Genomic DNA, 22,450 nt, shown 5'->3' on the forward strand with positions numbered 1-22,450 from the left:
TCCATCAAGGCGAGTGCCGACGAATTGGGGTTCTGAGGCCACAGCAGTTTTTCCCTATTCCCACGCGTTATCGAGGCCGCCCACGCCGCGGCTGAGTCCAGCTCGATTCGAAGCGGAAGCTTGAGCCGCAAGTCCGAGTTCCGGACGCGATCGGTCCATCGCTATCAAGCTTGCGATTAAGCCCAATGTGGCGCCGACCCCGACACCGAGATCTGGCGTTGTCCCCGCCAGCGCTCCCATGACAAAACCTGGCAGCAGGCTGAATTTGAGCGCCGTCGCAAACTCAGCCATGAGGCGGTCGCCGCGGCAGCGCTGGATGTAAAGGCGGACAATAAACCAGGCGAGCAGGGCTGACCCGATAATGCCGGTATTGCACAGGATGCCCACGTACCAATTTGAGGTGCGCTCCGAACCGAGGCCGACGCCGAGGCCGCCTGTCGTATATAAAGCTTCCATTCCGACCCGCGTCCACATCGATCGTTCGGCGTAAGAGTCGGACTCGGTTTTTTTGAAGATGGTTTGATCGATCATTTCATAAACCGAATCGAGCATATTCGGTGCAAGCACAATGACCGCAACCAGCATGAAGGTAGCGGCGAGCACCAGTCCTGCTTCCCATTTCAAACTCTCGCGGGCGGGAGCATCCGGGGAAAGCGCACGGCGCAGCCAATTTCCCCCGTAGACCAGGCCGAAGATGGCAAGTCCGACATAGGCCGTCGAAGAGGTTGAAAGCGCAGCCATCGCAATTGACCCGAAAATAGCTACGGGTACGAGCCGGTCACGCCAAAACGGATTGTCGAAACATGGGCGCAGGAAGGCAAGGCTTGCCGCAGCCCCTACGCAGGCCGATCCGAAAGAGGAAGCCTCCGGCGTCAGGCCCACCACGCGCCGGGCCCCGGCCATCTCGACGTTAACGAGCAGGCCATATTTGGCATTTCGAAACACGTCCAAAGTGTCGCCGAGGCCTACGGCCGAAAACACGATGTCGACAAGGCCAGTGCCAATTAAGACGAAACTTCCGACCAGGACCGCTTGCAGAAAATGACGTCGGAACGAGGCGTTTCCTCCGGCCAAATAGAATGCGAGGGCCATGCCGATCGATAAGGTCATGTAGGCAGGCTGGGTAAAATTCGCAGAGGTCGGCTCAAGAGGCACGGCCCAGGGCACGTTCGCATTGATAGGGATGACCTCGACCAAATGAGAAAAAAGCCGCGGCATTACATAGGCAGTAAAATATCCATAAATGAGAAAGATAAAAAGGAGGCCCAATCGTGCCGGATCAATCGCAGTATCGAACGCGAGGCGCAGTTGGCCATTGAATAAGACCATTTTGCAAATGAGAAACACGGCGCAGACCGACTGCGCTACGAGATTGACGCCGACGGACTCGTTGGGAATCATGGCCAGCGCCATAAACGGGCCAAATGCAAAAAACAGATAAAGCAGAAAGGGACCGCGCGTAAACACACCAATGATGAGCAAGATCCAAAATAACACCCCTGGCCAGGTCATCGGCAAATTCCAATAGAAATAGCTTTAATTGTTCATTTCCTATTTTGGTAAGGGGCTCGCCATTGTTCTCGCCACTGTGCGTTCCCACACATCGCAAAAGATGCGCGATTTTTTTTATTCGCGCATTACGCTTTCCATCTGCATAAAAGGCTGAGTGATAACGCGTTCGATCACTCGGAAACTTGGGGTAAGCAATGAACGGCCGTCACCTGATAATCTTGTAACCTTTCGGTTACCAGCCTGCAAAGTGTGGTTCACAACAAGGTGTGACGCCAAATTATGGATCATTGGCGCTCCCTAGGGGAATCGAACCCCTGTTTTCGCCGTGAGAGGGCGACGTCCTGGACCGCTAGACGAAGGGAGCCTAAAGTTAGGCAACAGCCTTCTATAACGCGGCGGGCAACGCCGCAAGCTTGGTCGGATGCGGTCCACACGCCGCCGGTTCGGCTTTCTCCGTATGGTAGCGGTTTAGACAGCAAAAAATCACAAGAAATCGCGTCCAGCCCTGTTTGGGCGCTGTTGAGCAAAAGGTGCGGACTCGAAAATGGGCCGCCCGCCCAATAGATGGGAATCATGACAGATCTCCTTGTGGAACCGCCGCGGCCGCCCGCACCCGTCCCACGCGACGCGCCGCTTGGCCCCTTATCGACGATGCGGGTCTTACGACGAAATCCGATCGAGACCTGGACCAAAGCGCACTTTGAATTGCCGATTCTGATGGGTCCGACGATCCTCGGCACCATTGCCGTCCTGAACGAACCTGCCGCCATTCGCCGCGTCTTCGTCGACAATACGGCCAATTATTGCAAAGACGCTCTGCAAAAACGAGTCCTCGGGCAGGGCTTGAGCGATGGGCTCTTGGAAGTCGAGGGCGACGACTGGCGCATGCAACGGCGCACCTTGGCGCCGCTCTTTACCCCCAAGACGGTGAGCTCTTTTGCCGTCGCGTTCAACGCCGCGGCAGAGGATCTTGTTGCCCGTTGGAGCCGTCTGCGCGAAGGACGCATCATCGATGTTCAGCCGGAAATGGCGCGGGTAACACTCGACGTTCTCGGACGCACAATCTTTTCGGATGGGCTCGGGCGGGACCTCGATGAGTTCGCGACGGTGATCTCCGGCTATTTTGCGACGGTCGGACGACTCGATCCTTTCGATCTTCTGGATTTTCCGGAATGGGTCCCACGTCTGACCAAGTTTGGAAGCGGCTCGGTGCAGAGTTTCTTCGCTGGCGTGGTCGATTCTATTATCGACAAACGCAAGCAGCTCCTTGCCAAGGACAGGGCCAATTCCCCGCGCGATATCCTTACCCTCTTGCTCGAAGCCGAGGATCCGCAGACGGGGGCGGGATTAAGCTCCGCGGAAATCAAAGCCAATATTTTGACCTTTATTGGCGCTGGTCACGAGACCACCGCCAATGCCTTGACCTGGTCCTTGTTTCTCCTCTCGCTTTCGGAGGAATGGCGGGAAAGGCTCGCCGAAGAGGCCGATCTGGTTTTGCCGGGTCCCGTGGAGGACTATGCCGGAAGGCTCGTTCAAACGAGGGCGGTGATCGAGGAGGCTATGCGGCTCTATCCGCCCGTCGCCAGCATGAGCCGGCAGGCATTGGGGCCCGACGATCTCACTGGCCGGCGCATCCGCAAAGGTACCCTGGTCATGGTGTCGCAATGGGTCTTGCACCGGCACCGTCTGCTTTGGGACAATCCAGATTGCTTTGATCCGCGCCGGTTTCTGCCCGGCGCGCGGGAAAAAATCGATCGCTTTGCTTATCTGCCCTTCGGCGCGGGTCCGCGCGTGTGCATCGGCGCGTCCTTCTCGCTGCACGAGTCGGCAATCATCCTTGCCCATATCATGCGTTCGTTCCGGCTCGAACTTAAAAGAAACTATCGGGTGCGTCCGGTGCAGCATATCACCCTGCGGCCGGAGGGTGGCCTGCCGATGATTTTGCGACGGCGGGGGTCTGGCGTCAGCGCGTGAATGCGCGCGCTTCAACCAAGCGGATAGGCGGCCTCGACGATATAAGGGCCGCCGCCGGTCGAGGCTCGCGACGAAAACAGGACGAACCTCCGGGCCTCAAATCGGCGTGACAGGAAAAAGCCGCGCGTGGCCAGATATTCGGCCACACCCATGCAGGAGGCCGCGCGCAGCCGCGCCAAGGTGACATGGGGGGTGAATTTGCGAGGTTCCGGCGCGATGCCGATACGGCGGAACAGCCGTTCCTGTTGGGCTTGAAGTTCGACCAGATCGGTGCCCGGCTTCGCTTTGGCGACGATCGCCCTTGGCTTGGCGCCACCAAACGAACTCAAACCTTCAAGTGTCACGGTAAAAGGCCGCCGGCGGATTTGCTCCAGGGACGAATGAACCTCACGCGCTGTCGCATCATCGATATCGCCGATGAAACGCAAGGTCATGTGGTAATTTTCGACATCGATCCAGCGCGCCCCGCAAAGCCCGCCGCGCATCATTGCGAGGTCGGTTGCAAGATCGGAGGGGATTTCGAGGCCCGTGAACAACCGGGGCATGGATCCCTCCTCGTCGATGGCGAGGCGCCACGAATCATCGCGGTGCCTAGCGGATGATATCAGCAGCTATAAGTATACCGAAGATTCGCCTCCGAAGGAAACCCCGGGCCTCAAAAACGGGGTGAATTATCGGTCGGGCTGAGCTTTCAGCCCCAATTTTTCGATAAAGGTGCGAATGTCGGGAAGAATGGCTTGAACGATGCGCTCGACCCCGGCGGAGCTTGGATGCAAGCCGTCCGGTAATTTGAGGGTTGGATCGCCGACCACCCCTTCAAGAAAGAACGGATAAAGCGGCACGCCGTATTTCGTGGCGAGGTCCGGGTAAATCGCGTCGAAGCGGGTTTTATAGTCCTGGCCGAGGCTTGGGGTGGCTTTCATCCCCGCTATCAAAGTTTTGATGTTGCGCGCCTTCAATTCTGCGAGAATAGCGTCCAGCGCGGCCTCCGTCACATTTGGGTCAATCCCGCGAAGCATGTCATTTGCGCCCAACTCCAAAATAACACCGTCGGCGCCGTCGGCCAGCGTCCAATCGAGGCGCGCGAGACCGCCCGAGGAGGTCTCGCCGGAGACGCCGGCGTTGACGATCTTGACGTCATAGCCTTCCGTGCGAAGCGTCTTTTCGAGCACCGCCGGAAACGCGGCCTCGGCCGGCAGGCCAAAGCCGGCGACGAGGCTGTCTCCGAAGACGATGAGTTTCACCTCCGGCGCCTCGTTCGGTGTGGTCGCTTGGGCAGGGCGGAGCCAAGCTGACAGCATCAGCGCGGCCGTAAGTCGGAGGAATTCGCGGCGATGGCCATAGGCACTTGGCCGCGGGTATGGCATCGGAATAGGCGGGGCGGGTTTGGAAGCATTGGATGGCATGGATGGATGGACCTGTGGTTGAACTTGAAAACGTGCATCTGAGCCTGGGGCGCGGTGCGGCGAGGGTTCATATCCTCAAGGGGATCTCGCTCAAGATAGGGCGCGGCGAAACAGTAGGTTTGGTGGGGCCGTCGGGATCTGGCAAATCCACGCTCTTGACGGTCATGGCTGGCCTTGAGCGGCCGGATATCGGTACGGTCAAGGTGGACAATGTCAGCCTCGATCGGCTGGGCGAGGATGCGCTCGCGCGTTTCCGTGGCAAACGGATCGGGATCGTATTCCAATCGTTCCACCTCATTCCAACCATGACTGCCCTCGAAAATGTCGCGATACCCCTTGAATTGGCGGGTGCCGACGCGCCCTTCGAAAGGGCGAGGGCGGAGCTCGATGCGGTGGGGCTGGAGGATAGACTTGCGCATTATCCGGCACAATTATCGGGCGGCGAACAGCAGCGCGTCGCGCTCGCCCGCGCGCTGGCGCCCAGTCCTTCGATCCTCGTCGCCGACGAGCCGACCGGAAATCTCGACGAGGCGACAGGTCAAAGCATTATTGACCTCATGTTCGCGCTGAAGCGCGAGCGCGGCGCGACGTTGATCCTGGTGACCCATGATCTCGCGCTCGCTGCCAATTGCGATCGCAAAATCAGGCTGCGGTCTGGCCGCATTGAGGATGTTGCCGAAACTACGGCGCCTAAAATGACCGTGTAAGGGCTGGCGTGCGGCGCTTGTCCGCGTGGATCAGATCTGACCCCGAATTGGATTGGCACTCACAGCATTTCCTTCAGTTTTTTTGCTGCGCGCGGCGCGAAATAGGTGAGGATCGCGTCGGCGCCGGCGCGCTTGAAGCACAGCAAGGATTCCAGCATGGCTTTATCGGCGTCGATAAAGCCATTGTTGGCCGCTGCCTGGATCATCGAATATTCGCCGGAGACTTGGTAGACGAAAGTCGGCATTCCGAACTGATCCTTGACCCGAAAGAGGACATCCAGATAAGGCAGGCCAGGCTTCACCATGATCATGTCGGCACCTTCCTCGATGTCGAGCGCGACCTCGCGCAAGGCTTCATCGGAATTCCCCGGATCCATTTGATAGGTGCGCTTGTCGCCGATCAGCGTCGCATTGGTGCCGACCGCATCGCGGAACGGACCATAAAACGCCGAGGCATATTTGGCGGCATAAGACAAAATCTGAACATCATCGAAATTTTCGCCGTCGAGCCCGGTCCGGATCGCGCCGATGCGGCCATCCATCATATCGGAAGGGGCGATGACATCGGCTCCAGCGCGGGCTTGATTCAAGGCTTGCTGGACCAGGACAAAGACCGTCTCATCGTTCAAGATCCGGTCGCCGCGCAGAAGTCCGTCATGGCCGTGGTTGGTATAGGGGTCTAGCGCGACATCGGTGATCAGGCCGAGATTTGGCACCTCACGCTTGATCGCACGGCAGGCACGGCAAATAAGATTTTCAGGATTGAGCGCTTCGCTGCCCTGGGCGTCGCGCAAGCCGGCGTCCGTGTAGGGAAAAAGAGCGAGCGCCGGAATGCCAAGTTGCGCCGCCTCAAGGGCCGCGCGCACGGCCTGGTCGATCGATAGCCGCTCGACCCCCGGCATGGCTGCTACAGCCTCGCGGATATCTTCCCCGTCGCGGAGAAAAATCGGCCAGATCAAATCCGCGGTGGTCAGGCTATGTTCGCGGACGAGTTTTCGCGTCCAGTCCGCTTTGCGGTTACGCCGCATGCGGACGCCGAGGTCGAGCTTGGCCGGCCGATCAAGGGTGGCCGCGGCGGCGCGCGCCGAAGGGTCGCTTTTCGAGGACTGAGGTAAAGGCCAAACCATGCAGGGCTCCCGGCGAGGGGTTCGCTTCATAGCACATGGGGGCGGCAAGGTTTCAAGTCTTAAGGACGCGGATAAAACGACCCGCCGTCACGGCGCCTCCGCAGGGCGAGACAATAATTCGCGCGCGGCGGCGATGACCGAGGGATCATGCCCGGACTGACCCGCAAAGGCGAGGAGAAGGGTTTCATCGGAGCCAAGATGATCGAGAACGGCCGTCAAAAATCCAGGATCCGCCGCGGCCGCCCGCAAATGCTCCAAGCCGAGGCCCGATAAAGCCAGGAAACGTTCGAGCCTGGGGGCATCCCCGGCCAAGAAAGACAGGGCGTCGACGGCGATCATTTCGGCTGAATCTCGACTGGGTTTTGCAATTTTAGGCTTAGGACCCAGAAAATTGAGCTTTGACATGATAACGGTTTCTCTTTCGTCAATTTCTATCCGTTAATGGCGGGTACGACTGGATTTTCGAAGCGCGGCCAGTTGGCTGCCCGGAGCCGGGATTAGTAGATGCAAAAAACCATTCTGATCGTAGAAGACAATGAATTGAATATGAAGCTCTTCAACGATCTTCTTGAAGCGCATGGCTACAAGACGGTGCAAACCCGCAGTGGCGTCGAGGCGCTCGAACTCGCGCGTTTGCACAAACCCGATCTTATTTTAATGGATATCCAATTGCCGGAGGTGTCCGGGCTTCAGGTCACGCAATGGATCAAAGCCTGCGAGGATCTGCGCCATATCCCGGTAGTCGCCATTACCGCTTTCGCCATGAAAGGGGATGAAGAAAAGATCAGGCAAGGGGGATGCGAGGCCTATCTATCGAAACCGATCTCCATCGTGAAATTTTTAGAAACCGTGCGCCATTATCTTCACGAGCAATAGCCCTCAAAGCTGTGTCAAGGGCTTCGGCGTTGAGCGGCGACCCAACCGGTCACGCTATTCGACAACACAATATATCCGAAATTCAATATTTGACCGGATTTCGCTGCACTGCAATTTGTAACTGAGCCGATCTCGCTGCAGCGGCCGAGCTTTGCACCGCTCCCGCGGGTCGCCCCTCGGCCGCGTTAACGAAAGAAACGGCGAGATAAATAAGGCGATTGCAATTTGCCGTGTTCGCGGGTTAACTTGCCGTGCCGAGCATGATTTTTATCTGCGGCGTGACGCAGGCTCCTTGAAGAAAGCCTTGCTCGCAGCCGTGCGTATCATAATGCGTATTCGGCAACGAACTTAGATACCCTGCGGAGTGCTCGGGTCCGCCGCATCTCCTGGGTCCGTAGGGTTGGCCGGCGTGCAGATGGTTATAGGAGTGGCCTCCTCGAAACGCCATTTGCCGCCGGCCACCTTCGCGTCATAGCCCCAGCGGCCCGCCTCATTGGTCGTCCGCGACGAGGAATGACCCTCACACCAAGACAAGGTCTGTCGCGGCGGCAAAGGCGGCCCGCTCCTGGATGAAGGCGAACCGGGCCTCCGGCTTGTTGCCCATCAACCGCTCGACGGAATCCGCCGTCCCCTCCTGATCGTCAGCCAGGACCACCACCCGCTCCAAGCTGCGCTTGGCTGGGTCCATCGTCGTTTCTTTAAGTTGGGCCGGAAGCATTTCACCTAACCCTTTGAAACGGCTAATCTCTATCTTGCCCTTACCGGTTAGTGTCTTGGCGATCAATTCGTCTCGATGGGACTCATCGCGGGCATAAACATGCTTGGCGCCTTGGGTCAGCCGGTAGAGCGGCGGAACCGCGAGATAGAGATGGCCGGCTTCAACGAGCTTCGGCATCTGCCTGAAAAAAAAGGTGATGAGCAAAGAGGCAATATGGGCGCCGTCGACATCGGCGTCGGTCATGATGATGATTTTTTCGTAGCGGAGATCTTGCTCCTTGTATTGCGCGCCGGTGCTGCATCCCAGCGCCTGGACAAGGTCGGACAGCTGCTGATTGCCGGCGAGCTTGTCGCGCGTGGCGCTCGCGACATTCAGGATCTTTCCCCGCAACGGAAGCACCGCCTGATTGGTCCGATTTCGGGCCTGTTTCGCAGAGCCGCCGGCGGAATCGCCTTCGACAATAAAGAGTTCAGAGCCTTGAGCTGAATTGTTAGAGCAATCCGCGAGTTTTCCGGGGAGCCGGAGCTTGCGCGTCGCCGTCTTCCGCGCGACATCCTTTTCAGCGCGGCGGCGCAGCCTCTCCTCGGCACGCTCGACGGTCCAATCCAGAAGTTTTGCGGCGTGCAGCGGGGAGGCGGCGAGCCAATGATCGAAGGCGTCCCGCAGCGTCCCTTCAACAATGCGCGCAGCCTCATTGGACATCAGCCGGCCTTTGTTCTGGCCTTGGAACTCGGGCTCCCGAAGAAAGATGGAAATCAGCGCGGCGCAGGACGCCATGATGTCGTCGCCCGTCACCGCGGCGGCGCGCTTGGCCTGTCCGATTCGCTCGGCGTGGTCCTTGAGGCCGCGCACCAGCGCCGCACGCAGTCCCGCCTCATGGGTCCCGCCGTCCGGGGTGGGGATTGTGTTGCAATAGGAGTGAACGAACCCGTCGTCGAAACTGAGCCAGGCAAGGGCCCATTCCAGCGATCCGTGGCCGCCGGGCTTTTCGACCTTGCCGGCAAAAATCTGATCGGTGACGAGGTCCTTGCCCTCGATATCCTGAAGAAGATAATCCTTGAGGCCGCCGGGAAAGCGAAAAACCGCCTCGGCCGGAACGCCGGAATTAGCCTCGAGCCATTCCGCCGCGCAGTGCCATCGGATCTCTACCCCGCCGAAAAGATAGGCCTTCGCCCGCGCCATTTTGAACAGCCGCGCCGGCTTGAAATGGGCGCCCTTGCCGAAGATCTTTTCGTCCGGCTTGAAGCGGACGCTCGTGCCGCGCCGGTTTTGGACTTTTCCGAGTTTTTCAAGCGCGGTTTTGGGGTGGCCGCGTTCGAAAACCTGCCGATAAAGAGTTTGACCCCGCGCGACTTCGACTTCCAGACGTTCCGACAGCGCGTTGACCACGGAAATGCCGACGCCATGCAAGCCGCCGGAGGTGCTGTAGGCTTTCGAGTCGAATTTGCCGCCGGCATGCAGCGTCGTCATGATGACTTCGAGCGCCGATTTCTTGGGAAATTTCGGGTGCGGGTCGATCGGGATGCCGCGCCCATTGTCGGTGACGGTGAGAAAGCCGGAGGCCTCATAACGAACATCGATGAAACTGGCGTGGCCGGCTACTGCCTCGTCCATCGCATTATCGATGGCCTCCGCGAAAAGATGGTGGAGCGCGGCTTCATCGGTGCCGCCGATATACATGCCGGGCCGCCGCCGGACCGGCTCCAGCCCCTCCAGCACCTCGATCGAGGCGGCGGTATAGCCGGCTTCGCCTGGGGTCGAAAGGTCCAGCTCTTTCGGCGATGGTTTGGACGCCGAGCCTTGACGATTTGGTCCCGATCGCGTCGACGGTTCTCTGCGTGCCGCATTGCCGAAGAGGTCACCATTCCTTGCCATGTACCGGTCCGTCCTCCAAATTCGCGTTGGTTAGTCGCCCCTGCCTTGAAGTAGCAAGTCTGCCTTGCTTTTTAAACGACGACGCGCGGGCCGCCGACAGAGGACAATGCCGAAATCTGCGCGGGCCGCGTGTCGGTTCCTGTCCGATCACTTGCCGCGGTGATCGGGAAGTCTGAACACCCAATAGGCGAGGGGCGCCTGAAAGAGCTCCGCGACCAGATAGAAAAGCAAAAGGGGCGATGGCCGCCCATCGACGAATAGGCTGATGATTCGACCAACCACCAGCCCAGCAGGAAAAATCATGACCGTCAACACGGCGGCGTTGGTGTATTTCTCATTGAACGCGCCGAACAGCCAAAACATCCCGAAACCAAGATATAGGCACATCATGGCTCGGAGGATATGTGCCAGATTCACGTCCAGGGGGGAAACCCCGAAAAACGTCGCCGCGAACCAATAGGGCGAAATCCCATAGAGCAGGGCGACGATCAGCAGCGAGGCAAACGCGAGAAGTAAGAAGATCTTTTTTATTATCATTATGCGGCCATGCTTTCGACTGACGCGGGCAGGAGGCGGAAACGCGCCATCCGATTCGCTGAGGTTACCTCAACCCAACCGGAAAAATGAGCCCATCGCATGGCGCACGTCCGTGTGGCCATGCCCGTATTCCGAGCGCATAAACACAAGCCAGCTTTTTGGACAGAGCCCTAAACTAGACACCAAACGGTTAAAGAAATTCGGCAAGACCCAATCCGTAGCAGAAACTGCAGGAGTTTGTAGATGGCCGAAATCCAGAATGTGACTGGCACAGCCTTCATCGTGGCCGAATTCCGAGCGGAAGAAAACGCCGCAACTCAACCGCTCTATACTGACCCGATTGTTCCCTTGTTTCTCAACGAGGAAACGAAGCGCGCCGCGGCGCGCATGTCGGAAGCTTTTCCCGCGGTTAAGAAGATCGTCAGGATTAGAACGCGCTACCTCGATGACAGATTGGATCGGCAACTTCATCTTGGTTGCGGGCAGGTCGTCATCCTTGGCGCGGGCCTGGATACGAGATCGATCAGAAAGCAAGCGCCTAGCGTTGCTTTTTTTGAAATCGACGACGAGGGCACGCTAAATTTCAAGAAAGCAAGACTTGAGGAAAACGCCCTGAACAGTCAGGCCACGTTCATCCCCGGCAATTATGTCACCGACAATCTGGTTCAGCTGCTGAAAACGAATGGGTTTGATTTCACCCAGCCGACCCATTTCATTTGGGAAGGCAATACGATGTATTTGACCGCGCCTTCCATAAGGCAGGTCATGCGAGACCTCGCGCAACACGTCGGTCGATTCACACTCTCTTTCGATTACTTTAAAGATGGCGTGATCGAGAAGGCAACGGGAGATGCCGCCGTGACGGGCATTGTCGAACGCTTCGAGGCCATGGGCGCTCCATGGATTTCCGGCGTGGAAAATCTCCAAAGTCTCGCGGATGACGCCGGGATGACGATCGTGGACGATGTCGCAACGGCGGAGCTTCATCAGACCTATTGGCCTGACGAACCGTTGGATTCGCCGATCTTTGATTATTATTTTTTATGCACTTTAGAATCCCCTGCGCCCCGCTCCGGCGTTCATTTTCAAGGGGGAATCTCTGCCAGTTAAAGCGATGCTGCCGATCGACGCGCGATCGGCAGCTTTAGGATACGCCAGCAAGTAGGCGATGCTTAGAGCGAATAATACATATCGAATTCGACCGGGTGGGGGGTCATTTCGAAACGCATCACCTCGGCCATCTTCAGTTCGATATAGCTATCGATGAAGTCATCGTCGAAGACACCGCCTGATTTGAGAAAATTGCGGTCCTTGTCGAGATTGACGAGGGCTTCACGCAGCGAGCCGCAGACGGTCGGAATTTTCTTCAATTCCTTCGGCGGCAAATCGTAGAGATCCTTGTCCATCGCCTGACCCGGATCGGTCTTGTTCAGGATTCCGTCGAGGCCCGCCATGAGCATGGCCGAGAAGGCGAGATAGGGGTTGGCCATCGGATCCGGGAAACGGACCTCGACGCGCTTCGCCTTGGGGTTCGACGTATAGGGAATACGGCAGGATGCGGACCGGTTGCGGGCCGAATAGGCGAGCAGAACCGGCGCCTCATAGCCGGGCACCAAGCGCTTATAGGAATTTGTCGAGGGATTGGTGAACGCGTTCAGAGTGCGCGCGTGCTTGATGATCCCGCCAATATAGTAAAGGCATTCCTGGCTGAGATCGGAATATTTGTTGCCGGCGAACACCGGCTTGCCGTCTTTCCAGATCGACTGATGGACATGCATCCCCGAACCATTGTCGCCGAAAACCGGTTTCGGCATGAAGGTCGCCGTCTTGCCGTAACTTTGGGCAACCTGGTGGATACAATATTTATAAATCTGGAGGTGATCGGCCATCGTCGTCAACGGACCGAATTTCAGTCCGAGCTCATGCTGCGCGGAGGCCACTTCATGGTGGTGCTTTTCCACCTTGGCGCCCATCTGCGCCATGGCGGCCAGCATTTCGCCGCGCATATCCTGCGCCGAATCCTGCGGCGGAACGGGGAAATAGCCGCCTTTTGTGCGAATGCGGTGACCAAGGTTGCCGCCCTCGTAAGGTGTATCCGTGTTCGAGGGCAGTTCGGAGGAGTCGAGGATGAAGCCCGTATTATAGGGATCGGATTTGAAGCGGACGTCGTCGAACACGAAGAACTCGGCTTCCGGGCCAAAGTAAGTGGCATCACCGATCCCCGCGGAGGCCGCATAGGCTTCGGCCTTCTTGGCGATTCCGCGCGGATCGCGGTTATAGGGTTCGCCGGTTGACGGTTCCAAAATGTCGCAAATGATCGACAGGGTGGGCGCCGCAAAGAAGGGGTCGAGCACGGCCGTGGTCGGATCCGGCATCAAGGTCATATCGGACTCGTTGATGGCCTTCCAGCCGGAAATCGACGAGCCGTCGAACATCGTCCCTTCGGAGAAAATTTCCTCGTCGATCATGGTGATGTCGAAAGTCACATGCTGCCACTTGCCGCGCGGATCGGTAAAGCGCAGATCGACGTATTTGATATCCTGGTCTTTAATTGTCTTAAGCACATCCTTGGCGGTCTTCATATTTTACCTCTTTGTCCTGGAATGATCGTAAGGGTGAGGAACGGGGGCAGCCGATTGCTATTTTGCGGTAATCCGCGCGTTTGCGGCAATCCGCGCGTCAAATCGCATCCGTTCCAGTTTCACCGGTGCGGATACGGATCGCGTTTTCCACGTCTGAGATGAATATTTTCCCGTCTCCGATCCGCCCGGTCTGGGCGGCTTTCCGGATCGCCTCGGCGGCGAGGCCGGCGCTGGCTTCGGAAACGACCACTTCGATTTTAACCTTGGGAAGGAAATCGACGATATATTCCGCACCGCGATAAAGTTCGGTGTGGCCCTTCTGCCGTCCAAAGCCCTTGACTTCGGTGACGGTGATACCGGAGACGCCCGCTTCGCGAAGGGCCTCTTTCACCTCATCGAGTTTGAAGGGTTTGATAATCGCCTCGATTTTCTTCATTTGCATCTTTTGTTGGACTTATTTTCGTGTGTCGCCTCGGCGAACGGGAAGGAAACCGTCCAGGAGCAAGCTTATCCGGCTCATACACCTGCCACAGAGAACTGCCAAGCAAAACTAAGCTGGGCCGAGGAGCGGCGTTCGCTGGTTTGCCGATTCGCTGGACGCAAATCGCGGGCCACCTGGCCGAAATAACCGAAAGAAGGGTCTGAAAGTCAGATTCGGGAAACGGGCAGAAACGGGTGTCGAACTTTTAGGAAACCTCAGCGCGGTGGGCGTCAAGGCAAGCCCGCGACGGCCGGATCGGCAACCGAGCGGGGAAACGGGCAAGGTTCGGCTCGGCCTATCCCTGGCCGGCGTCGGACGTTGTCCGATGTTAAGAGGGTGAGGGGAGACCGGGCGTGCCTCGACCGAGGCATCAAGCCTTTGGCCGCACTGTCCCGTCAGGGAAGACCGGAGAAGGCAAAAAGAGACCCGCCGCATGCCAAGGGCATGGAGCGGGTCGTAAGAGGTTTGGCCTTATTCCACGGTTTCGAAAGCGTCGCGACGTTCGCGGACGATCTCGGGTTTTTCTGCTGTCTCGACGAGCCTTGCTCCAACACCTGAGCCAAGAAGCTGCAGGGAGATTTCTTTGCCATTCGCGAATTTAATACCATCGCGATAAGCGCCATGTTCAAGTCGCGCGAACGTGACCTGTTCCTCGGCTTTGACGCCCAAGCGGGTTTGCAGATCGCTCGAGATACCTTCGAGCTTGAGGCGGGTATCATATTGAACACAGACTGCCGTTGTGCAATCGCCGGGGGCGGCGAGGCCGATGCTTCCCGAAGGAAAACGTGTGGTTACATACTTCTCGGACTCGCGTGCAGGCCGGGAGGCGTACATTTCAAGCGAATAGTCACACATTTGTGTCACTCCTAATGTCTCGAGACGGTTGCATTCCCCTTCCGTGCTTAGCCGGGCCAGCCGGCCCGAACAGGAGACGGAGGGTCGGCATCGGAGCTCTGAAAGTGGGTAGCCCCCCAAGAAGGGAGGGGAAACGTGGAAGCCTCTCAGGGCCAGCTGGTTCGATCCTGGAGAATAACGCTAGCGCGTGCCGCGTTGGACCCAACCACATCCGACGGCCGTCGGATGTTCCACTTAAGCATCGAACGCTCAGAAACACACTAAGGTTTCAAGTCATTCATGCATATAACTATGCTAGCGCAACCTTATGCCGCGTCAAGCTTTTTTGCTGCGGCCAATGAATATTGCCGTGGGATTTCCAGCCGACACGCAAGTTGTTCGTGGGTATGACAAAGCTCATGATTCCTTGTGGGCAACCGGCAAATCCTGGCGCCCGCCCCATTCAGCCCATGACCCGTCATAAAGAATGACATCCTTCTTCCCCGTCGAGGCAAGAGCGGCCAGGAGAATAGCGGCGGTCACACCAGAGCCGCAGGTGGTGATCACCGGCCGATCGAGGTTCACGCCGGCCTTCTCAAAAATAGATTTGACTTGATCGGAAGGTTTGATTTCGCCGGACGCGACCAGCTCTCGCCACGGCAAATTGAAGCTGCTGGGAATATGGCCCGAGCGCAATCCAGGCCGCGGCTCGGCCACGGCGCCGCTGAACCGCGGAGCCGCGCGCGCATCGACAATTTGCGCCGAACCCGTTTCGCTAGCCCGCTTCACCTCTTCCGCATTGGCGACGGCGCGCGAATCGAAATTAACGGCGAACCGACGTGGGGGGCGATGCACAGGCCCTTTTTCCAACGGGCGTCCTTCAGTCCGCCATCGCGGCATCCCGCCGGCCAAAAGCCTTACCTCCTTGACCCCAAAAATCTTCAAGGTCCACCACACCCGCGCGCCGCCTTGCAGGTTCGATGAATCATACACAACGAACCGCATGGTCTCGCTGAATCCGAGCGCGTTCATGGCGGCGGCGAAATCCGCGGGCTGCGGAAGCATATGCGGTAAGTTGGTCGTATGATCGGCGATCGCATCGATGTCGAAAAAAACCGCGCCTGGGATGTGGCCCTCAAGATATTCGGCACGAGCGTCGCGATTTTCATCCGGCAGAAAAAAAGTTCCGTCGATGATGGCGAGATCGGGAGAATTTAAATTCTCCTCGATCCACGCGGTCGAAACAAAAAGGGACTCGTTGACTTCAGGCATGCCGCCTCCGAACGGAGCAAAATTAAGATAGGTTCGAGCTGGGTGAACGCATGGCGACGAAAGCCGTGCTGCTTAAACCGTGCGGTTTCTCACACTGATCCCTGTTCCATTCCTGCATGGTTTCGCTCGCACCCTATTCGAACTGCCAGAGCCTGCCATGTTCCGCAACCAAGAGTTCTGCCCCGCCCTTGCCTTCGCGATCTGGGCCGCCGCTTTTTCCTTCGTGATCATTTTTTATCGCTGAGTTCGGTGCCTGGCATCAGACGTCAACGGCTGGTCATAGCCTCTTCAGTCCAAAGGCAGCGGTCAGACAAAATCCGGCTTGATCGACGGCTTGCGTTCCATCCAATCCGGGACGGGCAGATTTTTCGCGCGCAGGAATTCGGGGTTAAACAGTTTCGATTGGTACCGCACGCCGGAATCGGCGAGGATGGTCACGATGACGTGCCCTGGCCCAAGGTCCTTGGCGAGCCGAATCGCGCCGGCGACATTAATGCCTGACGAGCCGCCAAGCAGAAGTCCTTCATGCTCGGCCAGATCAAAGAGGATCGGCAAGGCTTCGTCGTCCGGGATCTGATAGGCGAGGTCGACCGGCGCCTCCGCGAGGTTGGCGGTTATCCGGCCTTGACCGATCCCTTCCGTGATCGACGAGCCGCTCGATTTCAATTCGCCGCTTGTGTAATAGGCATAAAGCGCCGCCCCTAAAGGATCGGAAATGGCGATCTTGATATTCGGGTTCTTGAGCTTCAAGGCGAGGGCAACGCCGGCAAGCGTTCCACCGGTGCCGACGGCGCAGGTGAACCCATCGATCCTTCCGTCTGTTTGCTCCCAAATCTCGGGACCGGTGGTTTCGAAATGACCCTGGCGATTGGCGACATTGTCGAACTGATTGGCCCAGATCGCACCCGCCGGAAATTCCTTGGCAAGTCGTTCAGCCAGCCGGCCGGAGAGCTTGACGTAATTGTTCGGGTCGGAATAGGCGACCGCAGGGACCTCGATCAACTCGGCGCCCTGCAGGCGCAGGAGATCTTTTTTCTCCTGGCTTTGGGTATCTGGAATGACAATCACCGTTTTGTAGCCCAAGGCGTTGGCAACCAGAGCGAGGCCAATTCCAGTGTTTCCGGCGGTGCCCTCGACAATCAAACCACCCGGATGCAGGACGCCGCGCTTGACCGCATCTCGGACGATGGCAATCGCCGCGCGGTCCTTGACCGATCCGCCCGGATTCATGAACTCGGCCTTGCCGAGAATGGTGCAGCCGGTCAGTTCCGACGCGTGGCGCAGCTTTATGAGCGGGGTTCGCCCGATCGCCTCGATCACATTTTCCGGAAAGCTCATTTGCGTCAAAGATCCTCGTCGCTATCTTGATGATATAGAACCTGCCTGCGCGGTCTGTCGAGCCGGTAAGCTTTGCGACCCGGTCTAGCAAGAATGTTGCCGAGGGAAGCCCGACTCGTTCGATGGGCGCAAAGCGGCAGGTGGATTTTAAGCAACCGCCGCGACCGCCGCCTTGGTCGAAGCTGTGACAGGAGGCAAGCCCATGGACAGACCGTTGCAGATCGTCTTCCGCGACCTCGGGCGTTCGGTCTTTCTGACCGGGATCATCCGAGAGCGGGTTCAGCATCTAGAACGCGTCTACTCCCATATCATTGGATGTCGTGTCGTGGTCGAACCATCCCATCGCAATGTCATGGCTGCCGTCAAACCCCTGGCCATTTCCGTCGAGGTCGAGGTTCCGGGTCGGCCCAAGATCGTGGCCAAATCCACATCCCGCGGGGCGAGTGCGCAGAGGTCCCGCAGCCGAACGGCCACCGTCCATCAGGTTTTCAATACGGTCCAGCGCCGGTTGGAAGAATTTGCCGCGATTTTGAAAAGCAATGTCAAGAAGCACTGAAATGCCGCAAGACTGAAGGCACTGAAATCCGCCGGGCGATTCTCGACACCGGCGGATTTCAGAAGAGCTTTGGACCAAAGGATCTACGCTGCTGCTGAGTATAGCTCGGCCACGTAGTCCCAATTCACCAAATTGTCGACAAAGGCCTTGAGGTAATCGGGGCGCCGGTTGCGATAATCGATGTAGTAGGTGTGCTCCCAGACATCGACCGTCAGGATCGGGGTTCCCCCCTGAATCAGGGGATTCTCAGCATTTGCGGTTTTTGAAACGGAAATCTTGCCATCTTTTACGACAAGCCAGGCCCAGCCGGAACCAAACTGCGTGGTCCCCGCCTGAACCAGCTCTTCCTTGGCTTTTTCGACCGAGCCGAAGCTTGAGGTCAGCGCTTTCTCGAGTTCGCCAGGAATTTTTCCGCCGCCGTTTGGCTTGATGGATTTCCAATATTCGGAGTGGTTGTAATGCTGCGCCGCGTTATTGAAGAGAGGCGTGTTTTTTCCATAGCTTTCCTTGACAACTTCTTCCAAGGACTTACCCTCGAGTCCGCTGTCCTTTAAGAGATTATTCGCGTTGGTGACATAGGCCGCGTGATGCTTGTCGTGATGATATTCAAGCGTCTCCTTGGACAGATAAGGCTGGAGCGCTTCATAGGGGTAGGGCAGTTCTGGTAGGGTAAACGACATTTAGAGACTCCTGAATCGAACGCAGGGCACGCGGCAATTTCCGGTGGGCGCAAAAGTAAACGGCCTCGGCCGGATCGACAAGCTTCGGAGCGTGGCAAAGTTTCCGCCACTCTTCATATTCCCATCCCTGAGGCAATTTGTTGCAGGATCTGCGCCGCGTTAAGGACCGACAGAAAAATGAATGCAAAGCGATCGATGGAGTTTGAATGCGCGCGAGTTCGCAAGCGTCTGGGTCACACGCAATGTGGGCCTGGGGCGCTCTTTTCCAAAGGTTGAGGGTTGACCGGCAAGGACACCAGAACATGAGCTATTTGATTCTTGGTCTGGGAACACTGCTCTCGTTGGGCGGCGCTTGGGTGATCATTGCCAGCTATGGAATCATCCAAGTCGAGCGCGGCTGGGCGGGGGTCATTGCGGGTACGATGGCGCTCTCCTGTGGCATTGTGACGATTGCATTGGCGCTCATCTTGCATCGCCTCTCAGGCCTCTACGCCTTTCTGCAAACCAGCCAAGGGCGCCTGACACAATCGCCGCAGGAATTTGCTGCGGAAGAGGTGGAGGACGAAGACGATTTGCAACCCTTCGGCCTGGAAGCGGCGGTGCCTCAAAACGCCGGCTCCGCGCCAGCCGCTGCGCCTCCTCCGCGCTCATGGCTGGAGCGCATGCCGCGTCCTGATTTCGGGACGGCTAGAAGCTCCGAGGCTCCTGACGAGACGGCTCGAGTCGACACCGAGGTGACTGCGAGCCCGGCGGCTGGTCTATCGAGATTCTCGCGGTTTTCCCTGGGCTCTTTGAAGGGCTCTGCCGCGCCTCCGGCTCCGCCGGTCGTTGCCGGGTCGATGCATGCGCCGGCTGAGGAAGATAAAACAGTAGAATGGGAGATCCCGGTTGAGCGTCTAGAAGGAGAAGCTTCTGCCGATGCCACGGAGCCCGTCCTGCCAGAACCTACTCAGTTTGAAGAGCCTACATTCGAGGGCGTGCGCGAGGATTTGGAGCGCAGCCTCGATGAATTATTGGCACAATCCGAATTCCGCATGACATGGCCCCCGGCCACTACACAAATTTCTGAAATCTCCGTCGAGGAAACATTTTCCAAGTCCGTGCCGGATCCGCAAAGCACGAATGTCGCGCCGTCCAGCCACGAACCCGCTTTCAAAGAAGAGGATCTGTCTGATACGCCCGATGACACGTCGTCCGATGCGTCATGGCCCGCTTCGCTCCGCGATCGCCGCACGATCGTGGGTCAATATGAATCGAAAGGAACATCTTACGTGATGTATTCCGATGGCTCGATCGAGGCGCGATCGGACCGCGGGGTCCTTCACTTCGAGTCCATGGCTGAACTCAAGGCCTTCATGGAAGGCCAAGCGTGACGGCTGGCATGCCAGCTATTTCGAATATATGGGTCGGTGTCACGGCAAGAGGCTAGAGTTTCCCCTCGACGCAGGCGAGGGCGAATGCGTATTGAAGCGCGACATCTTCCAGATGATCGAAACGGCCCGGTGCTCCACCATGTCCCGCGCCCATGTTGGTCTTCAAGAGAATCGGACCGCCGCCCGTCATCATGGCCCGAAGTCTCGCCACCCATTTCAACGGTTCCCAATAGGTCACGCGCGGATCAGTGAGGCCGCCGAGGGCGAGTATCGGCGGATAATGCTTGGCTCCGATATTTTCATAGGGTGAATAAGAACGCATGATCGTGAATGTGCTTTGGTCGGCGATCGGATTGCCCCATTCGAGCCATTCCGGCGGAGTGAGCGGCAGGCTTGCATCGAGCATGGTGTTCAATACGTCGACGAAGGGCACATCGGCAATAACTCCGGCAAATAATTCCGGAGCGAGATTGACGACCGCCCCCATGAGCATTCCGCCGGCGCTGCCGCCTTGCGCCACAATCTTCCCTTGCGCCGTATAGCCGGCGGCAATGAGAAATTTCGCCGCGGCAATGAAATCGGTAAAGCTATTTGGCTTTTTGCCCAGTTTTCCGTCGCTGTACCAATGCCATCCCTTGTCGGTTCCGCCACGGACATGGGCGATCGCATAGATGAAACCGCGATCAACAAGGCTGAGTCGGTTGGTGGAAAACGATGCCGGGACCGGAGAGCCGTAGGCGCCGTAGCCGTAGAGCAGCACCGGGGAGGATCCGTCCAAACGCAGGCCGGCCCGATGCAGGATCGATATCGGGATGTCTTCGCCGTCGGGCGCCTTCGCGAACAAACGCCGCGTTACATATTGGGAAGGATCGTGGCCTGAGGGAACGCTCTGACGCTTGCGCAGAATCCGCTCGCGGGTGACGAGATCATAATCATAAGTTTCCCAGGGCGTGGTCATCGACGAATAGTTGAACCTCAGCGTATTGGTCTCATATTCGAGACGCTCTTCGAGCCCCAGAGAATAGGCCTCCTCCGAAAAGGCGATCGCATGCTCGTCGCCGCTTGCGAGATGCCGCACCACAATGCGCGGCAATCCGCCCGCACGCTCCAGGCGGACGAGGTAATCCGGATAAACCGCCAGCCTGATAATCATGTGGCCGCGCAGGTGCGGCACTTCCTCGACCCAGGACGACTTTCCTGGGGTCGCCAATGGCGCGCTCATAATCTTGAAATCTTCGGCTCCATCGGCGTTCGTCCGGATGAAGAGCCTGTCTTGGTGATCTTCCACGTCATAGCGCAACCCTGGGGCGCGAGGCTCGACAGGGCGCGCTGTCGCACTGAGATCGGCGAGATCGAGCAGGTGGCATTCGGAAGAATCATGATCCGCAATGCTTATGACGGCGAAGCGTCCTGATTGGCTGTGTTTGAGAAAGATAAACAGTCCAGGATCATGCGCTTCGAAGACACAGATATCGGCCGAAGGGTCGGTGCCAATTCTGTGCCTGTAGACCTCTGCGGGGCGGTGGTTTTCGTCGGTTCGAACGTAATAGAAGCCGTTCGAGTCGGTCATCCACACGAAACTGCCGTCGGTGTCGGTGATGACTTCTCCGCGGTCCTTTGGCTGCGAATTATCGGGCCTTGCGGCGATGCCGCGAACCCGGATGGAATAAAGTTCCGAGCCAGTCTCGTCGGCACTCCAGGCCAGCTTGGCGTGGTCCGGCGCATGGTGAACCGCGCCGATCTCGAAAAATGCCTTCCCACGGCCCTGGAAATCCCCGTCGAGGAGGATTTCCTCAAGACCGCCACCCGGCCGCTTGGTGCGGCAAAAAACCGGATGCTGCCCTCCCTGGTTATGGCGCGTGTAATAAAGCCACGGGCCGTCGGGGGAGGGGACATCCGCGTCGTCTTCCTTGATCCGCCCGCGCATCTCCTTGACGAGCTCTTTGCGCAACTCGGCGGCGTGGGCGAGGATCGCTCGCGCATAGTCGTTTTCGGTTTCGATCACCCTGCGAATATCGTCAGGCAGGGCAGCAGGGTCGCGCAAAACGTCCTGCCAATTTGCCGCCCTGAGCCATGCGAAATCATCGCTCAAGGTGATGCCATGCACCGTCGTTTCGGCTTTTCGCTGTTCGATGGCTGGCGGCGGTTGCAACGGCCAAACTTGCGGCGCGGTGTCGACATCCTCGGTCTTACGCATTCGCCCCTCTGGTGAATTTCAACGCGGTTCTCCGGTAGAGCGGCTGACTTGCAGCAAATTGCTTGCTCAGTCCACTTTGGGGAAAGCGGGCTCACCAAGTTTTTGCTCAACTATAGCGAGAGCACGGCCGCATAATTTTGCCGCGGCCAGCTTTAATGGCTTGCCTCGACCGTGAAGACGGGAACGTATCCTTAAAAAATCACGTGATTCTTTTTGATTGTGACGCTTTTCCTTGTCGAGTGGATGATATGTCTGAGGAAAAACGCGTTAGCGCCTGCCTGGGTAGGGCAGATGCAACATTATTCGTGGACAGACGCTGGTTTCAACGCTTTTTTTGGCCATAATGCAATAAAGTCGGCCCATTGCTACTTGCAAATCTTGGGTGCTGCCCTTAAAAAGGCCAGA

At 57.8% G+C, this 22,450-nt stretch carries 20 protein-coding genes and 1 tRNA gene; 6 read left to right on the forward strand and 15 right to left on the reverse strand.

Annotated elements, in window-relative coordinates:
* Positions 1-54: 54 nt before the first annotated feature.
* Together CU048_15660 and CU048_15665 are read right to left on the reverse strand one after the other, a co-directional pair.
* Positions 55-1,512 (reverse strand): hypothetical protein, encoded by a 1,458-nt coding sequence (locus CU048_15660; GenBank protein ID QBR72485.1) that lies wholly within the window; start codon positions 1,510-1,512, stop codon positions 55-57.
* A gap of 288 nt (positions 1,513-1,800) precedes the next feature.
* A tRNA-Glu gene (locus CU048_15665) sits at positions 1,801-1,876 on the reverse strand.
* Between the two features lie 209 nt (positions 1,877-2,085).
* Between CU048_15665 and CU048_15670 the strand changes: the two genes are divergently transcribed.
* Positions 2,086-3,486: a cytochrome P450 gene (locus tag CU048_15670; GenBank protein ID QBR72981.1), complete on the forward strand. Its 1,401-nt coding sequence runs from the start codon at positions 2,086-2,088 to the stop codon at positions 3,484-3,486.
* Positions 3,487-3,497: 11 nt separating this feature from the next.
* Here CU048_15670 and CU048_15675 read toward each other — a convergent pair whose 3' ends face one another.
* Both CU048_15675 and CU048_15680 read right to left on the reverse strand, forming a co-directional pair.
* Positions 3,498-4,031, reverse strand: coding sequence for an RNA 2',3'-cyclic phosphodiesterase (locus CU048_15675; protein ID QBR72486.1), 534 nt, complete (start codon positions 4,029-4,031; stop codon positions 3,498-3,500).
* A 126-nt stretch (positions 4,032-4,157) separates the two neighbouring features.
* Positions 4,158-4,787, reverse strand: coding sequence for an arylesterase (locus CU048_15680; protein ID QBR72982.1), 630 nt, complete (start codon positions 4,785-4,787; stop codon positions 4,158-4,160).
* Between the two features lie 107 nt (positions 4,788-4,894).
* On the opposite strand from CU048_15680, the gene CU048_15685 reads away from it, so the two are divergent.
* On the forward strand, positions 4,895-5,599 hold the full coding sequence (locus CU048_15685; protein QBR72487.1) for an ABC transporter ATP-binding protein: 705 nt from the start codon (positions 4,895-4,897) through the stop codon (positions 5,597-5,599).
* A gap of 59 nt (positions 5,600-5,658) precedes the next feature.
* Here the strand turns inward: CU048_15685 and CU048_15690 are convergent, their stop codons facing one another.
* Together CU048_15690 and CU048_15695 are read right to left on the reverse strand one after the other, a co-directional pair.
* Positions 5,659-6,726, reverse strand: coding sequence for a porphobilinogen synthase (locus CU048_15690; protein QBR72488.1), 1,068 nt, complete (start codon positions 6,724-6,726; stop codon positions 5,659-5,661).
* A gap of 87 nt (positions 6,727-6,813) precedes the next feature.
* Complete coding sequence (locus tag CU048_15695; protein ID QBR72489.1) at positions 6,814-7,131, reverse strand: DUF3572 domain-containing protein; 318 nt, start codon at positions 7,129-7,131, stop codon at positions 6,814-6,816.
* A gap of 99 nt (positions 7,132-7,230) precedes the next feature.
* Here CU048_15695 and CU048_15700 point away from each other — a divergent pair, with 99 nt between their 5' ends.
* Entirely contained in the window at positions 7,231-7,602 is a 372-nt protein-coding gene (locus CU048_15700) for a two-component system response regulator (GenBank protein ID QBR72490.1), read from the forward strand.
* 520 nt (positions 7,603-8,122) lie between these two features.
* On the opposite strand, the gene parE is transcribed toward CU048_15700, so the two are convergent.
* Both parE and CU048_15710 read right to left on the reverse strand, forming a co-directional pair.
* On the reverse strand, positions 8,123-10,195 hold the full coding sequence (gene parE / locus CU048_15705; protein QBR72491.1) for a DNA topoisomerase IV subunit B: 2,073 nt from the start codon (positions 10,193-10,195) through the stop codon (positions 8,123-8,125).
* A gap of 147 nt (positions 10,196-10,342) precedes the next feature.
* Complete coding sequence (locus tag CU048_15710) at positions 10,343-10,732, reverse strand: DUF4345 domain-containing protein (protein ID QBR72492.1); 390 nt, start codon at positions 10,730-10,732, stop codon at positions 10,343-10,345.
* 243 nt (positions 10,733-10,975) lie between these two features.
* Between CU048_15710 and CU048_15715 the strand changes: the two genes are divergently transcribed.
* The gene (locus CU048_15715; GenBank protein QBR72493.1) at positions 10,976-11,842 is read left to right on the forward strand and encodes an SAM-dependent methyltransferase; all 867 of its coding nucleotides are present in this window, start codon (positions 10,976-10,978) and stop codon (positions 11,840-11,842) included.
* 62 nt (positions 11,843-11,904) lie between these two features.
* On the opposite strand, the gene glnA is transcribed toward CU048_15715, so the two are convergent.
* The 5 genes from glnA to CU048_15740 form a co-directional block, all read right to left on the reverse strand.
* Positions 11,905-13,314, reverse strand: coding sequence for a type I glutamate--ammonia ligase (glnA, locus tag CU048_15720; protein ID QBR72494.1), 1,410 nt, complete (start codon positions 13,312-13,314; stop codon positions 11,905-11,907).
* A gap of 97 nt (positions 13,315-13,411) precedes the next feature.
* Positions 13,412-13,750, reverse strand: coding sequence for a transcriptional regulator (locus CU048_15725; protein QBR72983.1), 339 nt, complete (start codon positions 13,748-13,750; stop codon positions 13,412-13,414).
* A gap of 516 nt (positions 13,751-14,266) precedes the next feature.
* The gene (locus CU048_15730; protein QBR72495.1) at positions 14,267-14,650 is read right to left on the reverse strand and encodes a hypothetical protein; all 384 of its coding nucleotides are present in this window, start codon (positions 14,648-14,650) and stop codon (positions 14,267-14,269) included.
* A gap of 396 nt (positions 14,651-15,046) precedes the next feature.
* Positions 15,047-15,901 carry a 3-mercaptopyruvate sulfurtransferase gene (locus CU048_15735; protein ID QBR72496.1) on the reverse strand — a complete coding sequence of 285 codons (855 nt, stop codon included), beginning with the start codon at positions 15,899-15,901 and terminating at the stop codon, positions 15,047-15,049.
* 306 nt (positions 15,902-16,207) lie between these two features.
* Positions 16,208-17,239, reverse strand: a complete 1,032-nt coding sequence (locus tag CU048_15740) for a cysteine synthase A (GenBank protein ID QBR72497.1) — start codon at positions 17,237-17,239, stop codon at positions 16,208-16,210.
* Between the two features lie 172 nt (positions 17,240-17,411).
* Between CU048_15740 and CU048_15745 the strand changes: the two genes are divergently transcribed.
* Complete coding sequence (locus tag CU048_15745) at positions 17,412-17,795, forward strand: hypothetical protein (GenBank protein QBR72498.1); 384 nt, start codon at positions 17,412-17,414, stop codon at positions 17,793-17,795.
* A gap of 83 nt (positions 17,796-17,878) precedes the next feature.
* Here CU048_15745 and CU048_15750 read toward each other — a convergent pair whose 3' ends face one another.
* Positions 17,879-18,475, reverse strand: a complete 597-nt coding sequence (locus tag CU048_15750) for a superoxide dismutase (GenBank protein ID QBR72499.1) — start codon at positions 18,473-18,475, stop codon at positions 17,879-17,881.
* A 302-nt stretch (positions 18,476-18,777) separates the two neighbouring features.
* Between CU048_15750 and CU048_15755 the strand changes: the two genes are divergently transcribed.
* A complete protein-coding gene (locus CU048_15755) occupies positions 18,778-19,848 on the forward strand; it encodes a hypothetical protein (protein ID QBR72500.1) in 1,071 nt (356 codons plus the stop codon).
* Positions 19,849-19,900: 52 nt separating this feature from the next.
* Here CU048_15755 and CU048_15760 read toward each other — a convergent pair whose 3' ends face one another.
* Positions 19,901-22,045 carry a S9 family peptidase gene (locus CU048_15760; protein QBR72501.1) on the reverse strand — a complete coding sequence of 715 codons (2,145 nt, stop codon included), beginning with the start codon at positions 22,043-22,045 and terminating at the stop codon, positions 19,901-19,903.
* Positions 22,046-22,450 lie beyond the last annotated feature (405 nt).

Source organism: Beijerinckiaceae bacterium, from assembly GCA_004564215.1.
Classification (GTDB): Bacteria; Pseudomonadota; Alphaproteobacteria; order Rhizobiales; family Beijerinckiaceae; genus Methylocapsa.